The 12645-nt window shown below is 64.9% G+C and carries 11 protein-coding genes; 3 read left to right on the top strand and 8 right to left on the bottom strand.

Features of this window, described 5'->3' with window-relative positions; translation table 11 throughout:
* Positions 1 to 59: 59 nt before the first annotated feature.
* A complete protein-coding gene (locus WHH00_RS17885) occupies positions 60 to 1247 on the bottom strand; it encodes an ABC transporter substrate-binding protein (protein ID WP_406634903.1) in 1188 nt (395 codons plus the stop codon).
* A gap of 247 nt (positions 1248 to 1494) precedes the next feature.
* Here WHH00_RS17885 and WHH00_RS17880 point away from each other — a divergent pair, with 247 nt between their 5' ends.
* Positions 1495 to 1953: an SRPBCC domain-containing protein gene (locus WHH00_RS17880; protein WP_406634901.1), complete on the top strand. Its 459-nt coding sequence runs from the start codon at positions 1495 to 1497 to the stop codon at positions 1951 to 1953.
* Positions 1954 to 1994: 41 nt separating this feature from the next.
* Here the strand turns inward: WHH00_RS17880 and WHH00_RS17875 are convergent, their stop codons facing one another.
* The 6 genes from WHH00_RS17875 to WHH00_RS17850 form a co-directional block, all read right to left on the bottom strand.
* Positions 1995 to 3293: a Y-family DNA polymerase gene (locus tag WHH00_RS17875; RefSeq protein ID WP_406634899.1), complete on the bottom strand. Its 1299-nt coding sequence runs from the start codon at positions 3291 to 3293 to the stop codon at positions 1995 to 1997.
* A 24-nt stretch (positions 3294 to 3317) separates the two neighbouring features.
* Positions 3318 to 3749: a LexA family transcriptional regulator gene (locus WHH00_RS17870; protein WP_231456454.1), complete on the bottom strand. Its 432-nt coding sequence runs from the start codon at positions 3747 to 3749 to the stop codon at positions 3318 to 3320.
* 218 nt (positions 3750 to 3967) lie between these two features.
* The gene (locus WHH00_RS17865; protein WP_406638669.1) at positions 3968 to 4624 is read right to left on the bottom strand and encodes a response regulator; all 657 of its coding nucleotides are present in this window, start codon (positions 4622 to 4624) and stop codon (positions 3968 to 3970) included.
* Positions 4625 to 4643: 19 nt separating this feature from the next.
* On the bottom strand, positions 4644 to 6020 hold the full coding sequence (locus WHH00_RS17860) for a sensor histidine kinase (RefSeq protein ID WP_406634897.1): 1377 nt from the start codon (positions 6018 to 6020) through the stop codon (positions 4644 to 4646).
* Between the two features lie 211 nt (positions 6021 to 6231).
* Positions 6232 to 7188, bottom strand: a complete 957-nt coding sequence (locus WHH00_RS17855; RefSeq protein WP_406634895.1) for a polysaccharide deacetylase family protein — start codon at positions 7186 to 7188, stop codon at positions 6232 to 6234.
* Positions 7189 to 7205: 17 nt separating this feature from the next.
* Entirely contained in the window at positions 7206 to 8732 is a 1527-nt protein-coding gene (locus WHH00_RS17850) for a purine-cytosine permease family protein (RefSeq protein WP_406634893.1), read from the bottom strand.
* A gap of 108 nt (positions 8733 to 8840) precedes the next feature.
* Here WHH00_RS17850 and WHH00_RS17845 point away from each other — a divergent pair, with 108 nt between their 5' ends.
* A complete protein-coding gene (locus tag WHH00_RS17845) occupies positions 8841 to 10388 on the top strand; it encodes a PucR family transcriptional regulator ligand-binding domain-containing protein (RefSeq protein WP_406634891.1) in 1548 nt (515 codons plus the stop codon).
* Between the two features lie 212 nt (positions 10389 to 10600).
* A complete protein-coding gene (locus WHH00_RS17840) occupies positions 10601 to 11560 on the top strand; it encodes an endonuclease domain-containing protein (RefSeq protein ID WP_406634889.1) in 960 nt (319 codons plus the stop codon).
* Positions 11561 to 11748: 188 nt separating this feature from the next.
* Here the strand turns inward: WHH00_RS17840 and purU are convergent, their stop codons facing one another.
* Positions 11749 to 12645 (bottom strand): formyltetrahydrofolate deformylase, encoded by an 897-nt coding sequence (gene purU / locus WHH00_RS17835; RefSeq protein ID WP_406634887.1) that lies wholly within the window; start codon positions 12643 to 12645, stop codon positions 11749 to 11751.

Genomic DNA, 12645 nt, shown 5'->3' with positions numbered 1-12645 from the left:
CTCCGCAGGTGTCTTTTTGAGTGACCAAAACGACGCCTGCGGAGCAATCGATGGGCCTGCTACTCCTTCCCCAGCCCGGCAGCCGAGGTCTTCCCGCCCGTTACGTCATTGAGGGCGGTGAGGTTGAAGATGCCGTTGATGTCGGCCTGCTTGGTGGTGCCGGCAGCGACGCCGTCGGCCAGGAGCTTCTCGTAGGTTCCGGCAAGCGGGTCCACGGTAAACACGATGTTCTTCAGGGAACGGTCGATGACATCGGCCTTCAGCTCCGCGCCCGCGGATTCCTTGAGGGCGGCGTTGATGACGCTGGCCTTTTCGGCGTCGGCCGCGTCGTTCAGCCATTCGACTGACTTCACGTGGCCCTTGAGCAGCGCCTTCACAGTGTCCGGGTGTTCCGCTGCGAAGTTCTGGTTGACGATCAGGATGGTGGTGGGGAACTCGCCCGGTTTGCCGGACAGCGAGCCGTCCCAGAGGTCCTTTTCGTCCACCAGTACCTTGGCGCCGGCGGTGAGCACCAGGCGTGAGGCCCAGGGCTCAGGCAGCCACGCGCCGTCGAGCTTTCCGTCCTGGAAGAGCTTCAGCGTCTGGGCGTTCTCGGTGGGGTTGATGGCCACGTCGCCGCTGCCGTCGACGTTGGTCTTGTAGCCCTGGGAGGCCAGCCAGGCGCGGAGGGCAACATCCTGCGTGCCGCCGAGCTGCGGGGAAGCAAGGGTCTTGCCCCTCAGGTCCGCGGCGGAACTGATCTCCGGCTTGACCACCAGCTGGGCGCCGCCGGCCGCAGCGCCGGCGATGATGTTCACCGATTCGCCGCCGCTCTTCACGAATGAGTTGATGGCGGGGTTCGGGCCAATGTACGTGGCATCGATGGCGCCCGCGTTCAGGGCCTCGATCGCGGCCGGGCCGGCGTTGAACACCTGGGTGCTGAGCTTGGTGCCGCCGAGCTCCTCCGCGATGTAGCCCTGGCTGACTCCCACCAAGGCGGGGGCGTGGGTGACGTTGCCGAAGTAGCCCAGTTTCAGCTCCGCGGCCGGGTTGGCGGCGGGGGCGGCTTGCTGGACTGCGGCAGGGCCGCCGCTGTTCACGGCGGAGGCGACGGCGGCGCCCCCGCCAATGAGGGCAAGGATGCCGACGGCGATGCCTACCTTAAGGCCGAGCGGCCGTTTGGGAGCGGCGGACTGTCCGGCAACGATCCGGGTGGAGCTTTGCTGGGTCTGGGGGCTCTTGGGGCTCTGGCTGGACGGATCTGACACTGGAGTTCCTTTGCTGGGGCGGATGCTGAGACGAGATTACGGAGCGCCCGGCAGCGCCACAATCGTTCCCGTAGCGGGCGTTCACGGGACGTCGCGGGGGCTCAACAAGGCGTAGCGCAGCGACAAGAAACGTCGCCGGACGTCTTTTTCCAGGGGCGCCTGAAGGAGTGCCCCTGCGCAATGGGTCCCAAGGGTTTCCGGGTCACCGGGGCCTGTTTCCGGGCCTGAAGCAGACGTACGATCAGCCATGGAAAAGCTGAAATTTGAAGTGAAAATCAACGCTCCCGCCCAAGCTGTCTGGGCCACGATGCTCGATGATGCCACGTACCGGGAATGGACGAGCGCTTTCAGCGAGACAGGTTCCTTCTATGAGGGCGACTGGAACCCGGGCAGTGAAATTCGGTTCCTCGGCCCGGACGGCGAGGGGTCCGTGGGAGGGATGATCGCAACAGTTGAGGAAATCAGGCCGCATGAGTTCGTCTCCCTGCGATATCTCGGCCAGATCGTAGGTGGTGTGGAGGACAGGACCAGCGATGCGGCGAAGGGATTCATTGGAGCCCACGAAAACTATTCATTCACCGAAGCCGGCGGCGTGACGAGGGTCGAGGTGGAGCTAGACAGCGTGGACGAGTGGGCGGCAATGCTGAATGACACTTGGCCCGTGGCCCTCGCCAAACTCAAGGACCTCGCCGAAGCCCGGGCCTGACCTCTGGCCGTGGATGCCTGGGTGGTTCAAACAGCAGCCGTTTAGGCGGCTTTGACGAGCGGGAGTTCGTCCCAGTGGGTGGTGTAGCGGGGCGAGCGCATGTTCCGTTTCATGGTCCAGTCCAGGCCCGTTTTGATCCCGCCGTGCCCGAGGCCGATGGAACTGCGCCCGAAGCGGCTGCCCACGTCTTCCAGGAGGGTGCCGATGCGGCGTTCCTCGTGCCGGTTCTCGAACAGCTCCAGGGGGGATTGGTTGCCGGTGGGCCGCAGGTCCGTGAGCATGAGCCCCACTTTGGCGTACCTCAGGCCTTCGCGGATGTTGGGCAGCAGGGCGTGCGCCGCCCGGGTGAGCAGGAGAGGGTCCGCTGTGGGCATCGGCAGCGGGACACACACCGACGGATAGGACTGTTCCTGCCCGCTGAAGGGCGAGGTGCCGGCAAATGCCGTGAGGACTTTCGCCTGCAGCCCGTGTTTGGCCAGCCGCGCGCTCGCATTCTGGCCGTAGATGCTGAGGACCTGCCGCAGCCCGGCAGCGGTGGTGACCGGGCTGGCGAAGGAACGGGAGAAGATCAGCTGGTCCCGGCCCAGGCGTTCCTCTTCCATGGGGATGCAGGGCGTGCCGTTGAGTTCCAGGACGGTGCGCATCATGACCACGGAGAACTTGTCCCGGACGGCCACAGGGTCGGCGCGGGCGAGGTCCAGGATGGTGTGGATGCCGATCGCGTTCAGGCGTTTGGCCAGGCGCCCGGCGATGCCCCAGATTTCCTCCACGGACAGGCGTGCCAGCAGTTGCTCCCGCACGGCAGCAGGAACGCTGTCCCAGTGGCATACCCCGCCAAACGCGGGGTTGTTCTTGGCCCACTTGTTGCACAGCTTGGCCAGCGTTTTGGTGGGCGCGATCCCAACACATACCGGGACGCCGACGTTGCGGCGGACGGCGTTCTTCATGGTCCTGCCCAGGGCAAGCAGCTGCTCCGGCTGACCCTTCACCCCGAGGAAGGCTTCGTCGATGCTGTAAACCTCCAGCCACGCTGAGTACCTCCCGAGCAGCTCCATGACCCGGGCGCTGATGTCCCCGTAGAGCTCGTAGTTGCTGGACCTGGCCACCAGCCCCCATTCCTTCGCGCGGGGCGCGAGTTTGAACCATGGCTCGCCGGTGGCAATGCCCAGGGCTTTCGCTTCGGGGGAGCGGGTCACGGCGCAGCCGTCATTGTTCGAGAGCACCACCAACGGCCTGCCCTCCAGCGAAGGATCGAAGGCACGTTCCGCCGAGGCGTAGAAGCAGTTGACGTCCACGTGGGCGATCTGCGGCATCTGCCGCATGATGGCAGGCTTGCTCATGGCCGTGCCCGCAGACGGCCGCGGCTAGACATGGTGCAGGCATCTCGTGGCCACGCCCCAGATGGTCAGCTCCGAGAGGGCAGGCACTTTGATGTCCGGATACTTTGGATTTTCCGCCTGCAGCACCACTCCTGTGGCAGTCAGGCGCAGGCGCTTCACAGTCAGTTCCCCGTCCAGTACGGCGATGACCACGGACCCGTCCTTCGGTTCCAGCGCCCTGTTGACGATCAGCTCATCACCGTCACTGATGCCGGCACGCTCCATGGAGTCTCCCGTCACCCGGACAACAAAGGTGCTGGTGATGTCCTTGATCAGGTGGGCGTTCAGGTCAATCCGGCCATCAAAGTAGTCCTGCGCCGGCGAAGGGAACCCCGCGGCGACGGGTACCGGCGAGATCAGCACCGAGAACAATGAGGCGCCCGCATCTATCACGCGGGGACCGATAATAACGCCCACAACACACCTTTATTCGAATATATGTTCGATTACTTCAGTGTAGCTCCTGGCCCTGACAATGCCACTCCTTGCGGAGTTGCACCCGATCAGTCCAACGGGGGCATTCAGTCTTGTTCCTTCCCCTATCAACCTGCCATCAGAGTGCCGGCTGGAGGACAGTGCCACGCACGGTTCCGGCCCAAAGAATTCGCGTATAGGCCAGGTGTTGCTGCTTTTGTTCAGGTACCGAGTAGGCGCCGTTCGTGGGCGAATGCAACCAGTTGGAGCCGGGTGCGGAGTTCCAGCTTGTCCAACACGCTGCGTAGATGACTCTTAATCGTGGCTTCCGAGACGAACAGGCTCTGCGCCATCTCGCCGTTGCTGAGCCCTTTTGCGGCAAGCAGGAAAACGTCCCGCTCACGCACGGAGAGCAGGTCGAGGACCGAAAGGTCCGGGCCGATTGCAGGTGCGTTACGCGCAGCGTGCTCGAAGAGGGAGTGAATGGAGCCTGGAGCGATCACAGAGTAGCCGGAGTGAACGGTGCGGATGGCCGCCAGCAGGAACTCCGGCTCAGCGCTCTTCAGGAGATACCCGCTGGCCCCAGCCTGCACTGCCTGTACCACCGCCTGGTCCCGGTTGAAGGTGGTCAATGCGATGATTTTGGGTTTGTCGGTGCCGGCATCAATGGCGTGCTGCACGATCTGCCGGGTGGCTTCGATGCCGTCCATGACCGGCATGCGCAGATCCATCAGCATCACGTCGGGACGATGTTCGATCGCTAGCTCTATCGCCTGCTTCCCATCCGAGGCTTCGCCCACGAGGCCCATGTCATCCTGGCTCTCGACGAGCATACGGATCCCCGCACGGAACAGATGCTGGTCATCCACCAACGTCACGGTAATTCGTGACCCGGTATCAGCCACGACCGTCTACACCTGGATCAGACGTTGACTGGCGTTCGAGGCTTGTCCGGGTGAGCACAAGTGCGGGTTCCGAACTTGCGATGTCAGTGAGCGGGGTTGTGGCTGCAGGGTGCTGGGCGTCGTTGCCGGACCCAGCCTCCGGGGCGCCGTACGGAATGAAGACCGTCACCCGGAAGTGTTCTCCGTCCGGGCCGGCCGTCAGCCAGCCGCCGGCGAGATGCGCGCGTTCGCGCATGCCGGGAAGTCCGCGGCCGAGCCGGGGCGGCCCCGGATTGGGGGCGGACTTCCCGGCCTTAGATATCGTCGAGGCCACATGCAGCGCGAGGCCGGGTCCAGTCCAGTCAAAGTGGAGACGCACGTCCGTGCCGCGGCCGCCGTGTTTGAGGGCATTAGTCAGGCATTCCTGGACGATGCGGAATGCGGCCACCTCCTGACCCGCTGAGAGTGTCACAGGCATCCCAGATTCGCTGGTGTGGATCTTCAGATTATTGCCTCGTTGCATGCCGTCAATTAAGGGCAGGATGTCGCTTAGCCGGGGCTGAGGCGTAACCATCCCGTCGTCGTGGACACCCTCGATGACACGCTGCGCGTCTACGAGCGCGCTTCGGGCCGACCGGGCGATGGTGTCCAAGGCGCTGAGCACGGCCTTGGGCTGGTCCTTGCTCAGATAGCGGGTCCCGTCGGCTTGCGCGGCGATAACTGCAAGAGAATGCGCGAGGACATCGTGAAGGTCCCGAGCGATGCGTGTGCGCTCCTGTTCGACAATTAGGTCTATTTCCGTCTCCTTCAGGCTGCTTTGGGCCAACTCTCGTGCCCGGAACAGGCTGCCACGTTCCTGATAGAGGGCGAGTAGAAGGCCGGCGGCTGCGCAGGCTGCCGCGATCAGGAGGAGCAGCGCGAACAACTGCCAGCCGTATCTCATGAACATTGGCTGGTCACCGACATTGATGGGCGCGAACCAGCCGACGCCCCCACCGTATCTCCACGAGAGCATGAGAACGGTCATGAGGGCTACGAAGACCAGGTTTGCACCCGCTGCCATGTACCGCATTCGTGGTTCGGCGGTCCACAGGATGAAGCCCAGCGCGATAAAGGAGCCCAGGTAGATGGCCCAATGATTGGAAGCCATTGGGGGCAAGGCAAAGCCTAACTGTCCGGACAGTAGCGCCGCGGTGAACCCGAGGGACACTAATGGCTTCCAGGAAGCAGTGGCGACAGCCAATGTCATCAGCACCAGTGGCCATCGCCCTGACCACGTCAGCCAGGAGTCGCCCATGCGGCCAGCCTCGGCCACGCACCATAATGAAAAGAAGATCACGGCCGCCGCGAGTGGACCCCAACGCCGCGTGTATTTCAAGAATGCTTCCATGCCTGCCACCATATCCACGCAGGTCAGGCCGGATTCACCGGATCACGGCAATCTCAACCTAAAAGCTAGATGATTCATTCTTTGGGCCAGCTGCCCAATGCGAACTGAAGGCGGCGCTACGCAAGTAACCGCGATTGACCGGGCTTCCTTAAAAGCAGGAGTGGTGCTGTCCTCACGGGACAGCACCACTCCTGCTTCCAGCCGATTCCTGTCAGCCGGCGACGGCGGGCCGCGACTCCCGCACCACCGACGGCGTGAACTTCGCCCCGGTGTCCGGGAAGGAGGGCACCTGGATGCGGGCGTGGGTGTGGACTTCCTGAACCGTCCGGCGGGTGTGCTCCGCGATCTCCTCCATGGTGGCCACCCACATGCCGTCCATCCCCTTGACCCGCTCAATCAGACGCTCCAAAGCCACGGCCTTGGAGGGCCGGCCGGAGATGAACGGATGGTTGGTGAGGACGAAGCAGCTGCCCTGCGCGTGGTGTGCCTCGGCCTCGAGCGTCCACATCTCCAGGACCTTCGCCGGGCTTTCGATGACGCCGCTGCCGGTGACGCCGGGGTAGAACGCGTACTGTTCCCAGTCGTCCAGCGCCCAGTCCACCGGGATCTCCACAATGTCCCTGGAATCACCCGGGGCGACGCTGAAGCGGTAGGGGGCATCGCCGTCGAGCAGGCTTGAATCGTAGAGGAAGCCGCGGTCCGCCAGGAGGGCTGGGGAGTGCCAGTTCAGTTCCCACCACGGCGCCCGGTAGCCAACAGGCTCAACCCCGGCCATCTTGGCCAGCGCCTCCAGGCCGCGGTCAATGTAGCGTGCCTCCGTCTCGGCGTCGATACCCTGCATCGGCTCGTGCAGGTAGCCGTGGTGCGCCACCTCGTGCCCCGCGTCCACGATGCGCCGGACGGTGTCCGGATAGCACTCGGCCGTAAAGCCGGGGATGAAGAACGTGGCGCGGATGTCCTGCCGCTGGAGGATCTGCAGCAGCCGGGGGACTGCGACCTTGGGCCCGTAGGACTGGTGGGTCATCAGGGACATCCGGCTGGTGCTCTTGGGATCGTGGGCGATGGTGCAGGATTCGGCGTCGACGTCGAAGGTGAAGGAGGCTGCTGCCTGCTTGCCCTCGGGCCAGGTGATCGGGTGGGCGGAGTCCGGGAATGCTTCAAAGGTCATGGCAGGTGTTCCTAGGTTTAGAGGCCGGCCTGGGCGCTGGGCCGGGCAGGGATTCCGGCCAGCGCCGGGGCGGGCTGGGCGCTGGCTGACGGGGCGGATTCGAGGTACTTGCGGTGTACCCTCGGGCCCAGGATGGCGTAGCTCGTGGCGCTCGCCAGCCCGCCGGCCAGCCAGGACAGGTCCAGGCCGCCCATGGCCACGGCGAAGGGGCCCTGCATGGCGGGAACGAGGCCGTACATAAACAGCCAGGTGGCGAAGATGCCTACCAGGAGGGAGGTGACTCCCGCCCAGTTGACGCCGGGCAGCCGCTTGGTGCCGACGCCGTCGAACAGCCGTGCGGGGTTGCCGGGCCAGCGCTTCTCAATCCAGAAGTAATGAACCAGCATGACGCCGCCCCAGGCGGCCACCCAGGCCACCAGGCCGATGAGCCAGGCGTCCAGGACCGCCGCGAAGTCCTCCTGGAAGATGAAGAAGACGACGGCGATCAGCGAGAAGACGCCGACGAACAGGTTCAGCTTGCGGCGGCTGATAGTGATGTCCAGTGACTGTGTGGCCACGGAGAAGGTGTAGATGTTCAGGATGTTGGTGGCGATGGGGCCGTGCAGCACCATCAGCAGGACGGGCAGCGCCAGGACGCCGAAGTTCTGGACGATGAGCTTTCCGGGGTCGATCTCGCCGCTGTTGGTGGCCAGGCTGGCACCCAGGACGCCAAGCCAGACCACCGGAATGAACTGGCCCAGGACGGACGCCAGGTAGACCTTCTTCTTGGGAACTTCCGTGCTGACGAAGCGGGAGTAGTCGGCGGCGTACGTGAACCACGTGATGCCCCAGCCGATGCCGATGGCGGTCATCACCGCGCTCATGGCCGCGATCCGCTCGGAGCCTTCCAGGATGTTGCCTGCGGGGCCGGCGTAGGTCCAGTCGATCTTCATGCCGAACCAGGCAACGGCGGACATGACGGCCAGGATGATGATGGTGGGCGGGACAGTCCACTTTTCGAAGGCGGCGATTGCCTTGTAGCCGAACCAGGCGATGGCCACTTGGGTGGCCATGATTCCTGTAGCCACAGCAATCTTCCAGGCGTAGTTCTGCGCCGTGGGATCCACCCAGCCGAGCGTTCCGAACAGTGCCATCACCAGGTCCAGGATGATCCATGTGTTGACGGCGCACCAGCCGATCACCAGGAGGGCCTGGATGCTCGCGGGGAGGTAGTTGCCCCGCCGGCCGAAGGCGGCCCGGGCCAGGACCATGCCGGTGGCGCCCGTCTTCTGGCCCAGCAGGACGAAGCAGCCAAAGAGCAGCATGCCGATCAGGTTGCCCAGGACCAGGACGGTGACGGTGTCCGCGAAACCAAGCCCCAGGTGGATTCCGAGGGCGCCGAGCACCCAGTTGATGGGGGCCAGGTTGGCGCCGGCCCAGATCCAGAATTGGCCGGAAACTTTGTGCGTGCGCTGTGACTCGGGAATGGGCTGGAGCCAGGCCTCGCAGTCCTCGGCCGGCGCCATTGCCGGCCCTGACTGCTTCGTGGAGAGGTTGTCTTGCATGGGGAAAGCCTCCATAAGTGAAAGGGATAGATCCAGATTATGTGGCTCATGCCACAACCACCACATACAATGTGTCGTGAAGATTTGCCTTCTATGCGACGGAGTGTCATGCCAATACGGCTGCAGGATGTTTTGAAACATTCCACCCTCACACCCGCGGATCCAGTAATCCGCGCGGCTGCTGCCATTGCGGCCCAGACGCAGCTGCGCTGGATCCACTCCAGTGAGGTCTTGGACATCGCCCCGTTACTTGGCGGAGGTGAGCTGCTGCTCACCGGCGGCCAGGCGCTGGCCGCGGCGACGGATAAGCGGCGTATCGGCTACATCTGGGAGCTGGCCGAACGTGGGGTTGCTGCGCTGGCCATCGAGACGGGCGTGGCCCTGCCGTCCATTCCGTCCTCCATGGTGGGAGCCGCCGAAGCTGCCGGGCTTCCCTTGATAGAGCTGCGCAAAGTGGTGCCCTTCGTGGGCGTCATGGAAGCCATCAATTCGTTGCTGGTGAGCGAGTCGGCTGCGCACCTGCAGCAGGCTGACCGGGCAAGCCATGCCATGGCGGTTGAGCTGGCCCACGGCGGCAGCCTTGACCGGATCCTGGCCGTCCTTGCTGAGGCGGTGGGCGCCGAAGTTGTCCTGACTTCCAACGCGGGCGCGCCCTTGGCAAGCGCACTGCCTGCCGGCCACGCCGCGGATGCCGGACCGGTGCCGGCCGTGGACGCCGACCAGGACCGTGCACGCACCACCCATATTGACGTCTCCGTGCGCGGCATACCTTCCGCGCGTTTGAGCCTCCACACTTTGGCGGGAGGAGATGTGAACCTGGCAAGGATTGCCGGGAACCGCTCGGTGGACATTCTGGCGCTGGCCCTGCTGCAGCGGATGCCGCCCGGCCTGAAGGAGATGGCCGGGGCCGCACTGATCCGCGCCGTTGACTCCGGCACGCAAAACTGGCGGCTTCAGCAGCTCGCACCGGCTGCGGGCATTCCCCCGACTGCGCAGCTGGTGGCAGTTGTGATCCGTTCCCCTGGTTCGCGGCAGCTCCGTACAACAGTGGAGCAGCTGCTGGACCGGGTGGGCCGGCACAGTGCCAGCTATGCGGACAACCAGGAGCTGTTGGCCCTCGCCGCGTTGCGGACGGGTAAAGCGCAGGAGGACCGCAGCGAGATCCTGGCCGGGCTCCGGACGCTCGAATTGCCCGAGGGCAGTATCAGCGCGGTAGGTCCCGTGGCTTCCGGGATTTCGGCAGCACCGTGGTCGCTGGCAGAGGCGCGGCTGACGCTGGATGTGGGAGCCGGCGACGAGCTGCGCTCCTCCGGGGCACGCCTGACGGGGGCGCTCGACGCCGAGGCGTTTGCGGTGGAACGGATGGCATTCCATTCCCTGGACGCCGCCAGGCGCGAGGATTTCGTGCGCCAGCAGCTGGGGTCCGTGCTCGATTACGACAAGCAACGCCGCTCGCAGCTGGCTGAGACGCTGCGGGTATGGCTGGACTCCGGTTGCAACACCGCACAGGCTGCGCGGGAGCTGCATCTGGAGCGGCAGTCCATGCACCAGCGGCTGCAGCGGATCTTCTCCCTCTGCGGCGGCGACCCCCGCAGTACCGGCCGCCTGGCTGCACTGCACCTGGCCACCCGCCTCGCCGCCCTGCACTCCGAATAGGACGCTCTCTCACTTGACGCCCCTTTTTTGGCGATCCTCTCCCATTTGATGCGGGTTTTGGGCCGATCCTCTCTCACTCGATGCGGGCTTCCGGCCGATCCTCTCTCACTCGATGCGGGCTTCCGGCCGATCCTCTCTCACCCGTCCGTTAGCTCACCGGCACCTGTGGATAACTTCTGCGGCCGACCGCTGTCTCGGGGCACAATGCCAGCATGCAAAAGCAGGATTCTTTGCCCCTACCCTTGGCAGCGGCTCCCTTCACCTTCGTGTCCGCCAGGGCCTCCGGCGTCACGGTGGACCGGCTCCGGCGCAAGGACGTAGTCAACGTGGGCCGCGGCCTGTACCGCCCGGCGGGCTGGAACTTCGAGCTGGAAGGCGCGGCCAGGGCGTTGTCCGCCGTGTCCCCGGGGGCGTGGATCTCACATGTGACCGCGGCCCGGCTTCGGAGCCAACTGCTGCCACCGTGGCTGGCTGACTCCACGGAGTTGCACCTCAGCAAGCCGCGTGCGTTGCCGGCGGTCCGCCGCAAGGGCATCTTCGGGCATACCGTTCTGGCCCGTGAAGATGAGGTTGAACTGGTCGATGGCATCCGCCTGAGCACGCGGTCCCGGACCTGGCTCGATTTGGCACGGGACCTGCCGCTGGATGATCTGGTGAGCATGGGTGACGAGCTCATCCGCATCCCGCGCGTGGATTTTGAGGGAAGGACGGAGCCCTACGACACCCTGGCAGGCCTTCGCGCACTTGTAGCCCGGCATCCGAATCTCCAAGGCATCGTCAGGGCCCGTGAAGCGCTGGACTTGATGCGTGTGGGCGCCGACTCCGCGCCGGAAACGCTGCTTCGGCTGGCTATTGCCAGCGCCGGCTTACCCGAGCCGGAACTCCAGGTGCCGTTGCGCGCCGGCGACGCGCGGTCGCCGTCGGCCGATCTCGGCTACCGTCATCGCCGCCTTGCGATCCAGTACGACGGCGGGCATCACCTCGATGAGGCACAGATTTTCAGCGACAGGCGGCGGGATAAGGCCTTTGAATCGGCCGGCTGGACGGTCCTTGTCTTCGACAAAGACGATCACGCTGACGACTTTCGCCGAGCTGTGGGACATATCAAAAGAGCGCTCCGGAACGGTTGGCTTGACCACCCCCAGGCGTCGGGGTTCGCCAGCGGGGCCTGAGCGTCAGAGGCCTCTTTGTGACATGACGACGGCGGCGCTTAAGGCCGTGGCGCTCCCTCACCGGAAGTGAGGGAGCGCCACAGGAAACCCGCATCAACTGAAGGAGCGTCACAGGAAAACCCGCATCTAGTGAGAGAGCGTCCGGCCAAAACCGACATCAAGTGAGAGAGCGTCGGGTGGGGGTGGGGCTAGCGGAGGACCACCGTGCGGTTGCCCTGCAGGATGACCCGGCCCTCGCAGTGCCAGCGCACCGCGTTGGACAGGGCCTTGCACTCGGTGTCGCGCCCGGCGGCCACCAGGTCCTCGGGCCCGTAGGTGTGGTCCACCTCCACGGTCTGCTGGGAGATGATCGGGCCCTCGTCCAGCTCGCTGTTGACGTAGTGCGCGGTGGCGCCCACGGTCTTGACCCCGCGCGCGTACGCCTGGTGGTACGGCTTGGCGCCCTTGAAACTGGGCAGGAACGAGTGGTGGATGTTGATCGCCTTCCCGTCCAGCTTGCGGGTCAGGTTGTCGCTGAGCACCTGCATGTACCGGGCCAGCACCACGAGCTCCACGTCGAACTCATCCACCAGCTCCAGCAGCCGCGCCTCCGCGGCAGGTTTGGTGTCAGCGGTGACCGGCACGTGAAAGAACGGGATGCCGTGCCACTCCACCAGGGCCTGGTGGTCCGTGTGGTTGGAGACCACGGCGACCACGTCCACCGGCAGCTCGCCAATGCGCGCCCGGAACAGCAGGTCGTTGAGGCAGTGCCCGAACTTGGACACCATGATCAGCACCCGCCGCTTCGAGCCGTGCGGCTCCAGACGCCAGCGCATCCCAAAACGCTCCGCAACGGGACCAAACGCGCCCCGCAGCGTGTCCGCGGTGGAGGCATCGCCGTCGGACGCGAAATGCACCCGCATGAAGAAGTGCCCTTCGCTGCGCTCGCCGAACTGCTGGTTGTCGATGATGTCGCAGCCGTGCTCCAGCAGGAAGCCGGAAACGGCATGGACAATCCCGGGCGATTCAGAACAGTCCAGCGTCAGGACGTGCTCCACGGTGGTCACCGGCTGCGGTACGGAAGTTTCAATGTCAGTAGCAGTCAT

Origin of the sequence: Pseudarthrobacter quantipunctorum (assembly GCF_045291495.1) — a bacterium.
Lineage (GTDB): Bacteria > Actinomycetota > Actinomycetes > Actinomycetales > Micrococcaceae > Arthrobacter > Arthrobacter quantipunctorum.
Note: the sequence above shows the minus strand (reverse complement) of the source record. Positions and strands in the feature narration are given on the sequence as shown.

Bases quoted from the DNA above. Each gene is read 5' to 3' on its own strand.
- WHH00_RS17875 (WP_406634899.1), bottom strand. From the start codon at position 3,293: ATGAGCAAGCCTGCCATCATGCGGCAGATGCCGCAGATCGCCCACGTG.
- WHH00_RS17840 (WP_406634889.1), top strand. From the start codon at position 10,601: ATGCAAAAGCAGGATTCTTTGCCCCTACCCTTGGCAGCGGCTCCCTTC.
- WHH00_RS17860 (WP_406634897.1), bottom strand. From the start codon at position 6,020: ATGGAAGCATTCTTGAAATACACGCGGCGTTGGGGTCCACTCGCGGCG.
- purU (WP_406634887.1), bottom strand. From the start codon at position 12,645: ATGACTGCTACTGACATTGAAACTTCCGTACCGCAGCCGGTGACCACC.
- WHH00_RS17880 (WP_406634901.1), top strand. From the start codon at position 1,495: ATGGAAAAGCTGAAATTTGAAGTGAAAATCAACGCTCCCGCCCAAGCT.
- WHH00_RS17850 (WP_406634893.1), bottom strand. From the start codon at position 8,732: ATGCAAGACAACCTCTCCACGAAGCAGTCAGGGCCGGCAATGGCGCCG.
- WHH00_RS17855 (WP_406634895.1), bottom strand. From the start codon at position 7,188: ATGACCTTTGAAGCATTCCCGGACTCCGCCCACCCGATCACCTGGCCC.
- WHH00_RS17845 (WP_406634891.1), top strand. From the start codon at position 8,841: ATGCCAATACGGCTGCAGGATGTTTTGAAACATTCCACCCTCACACCC.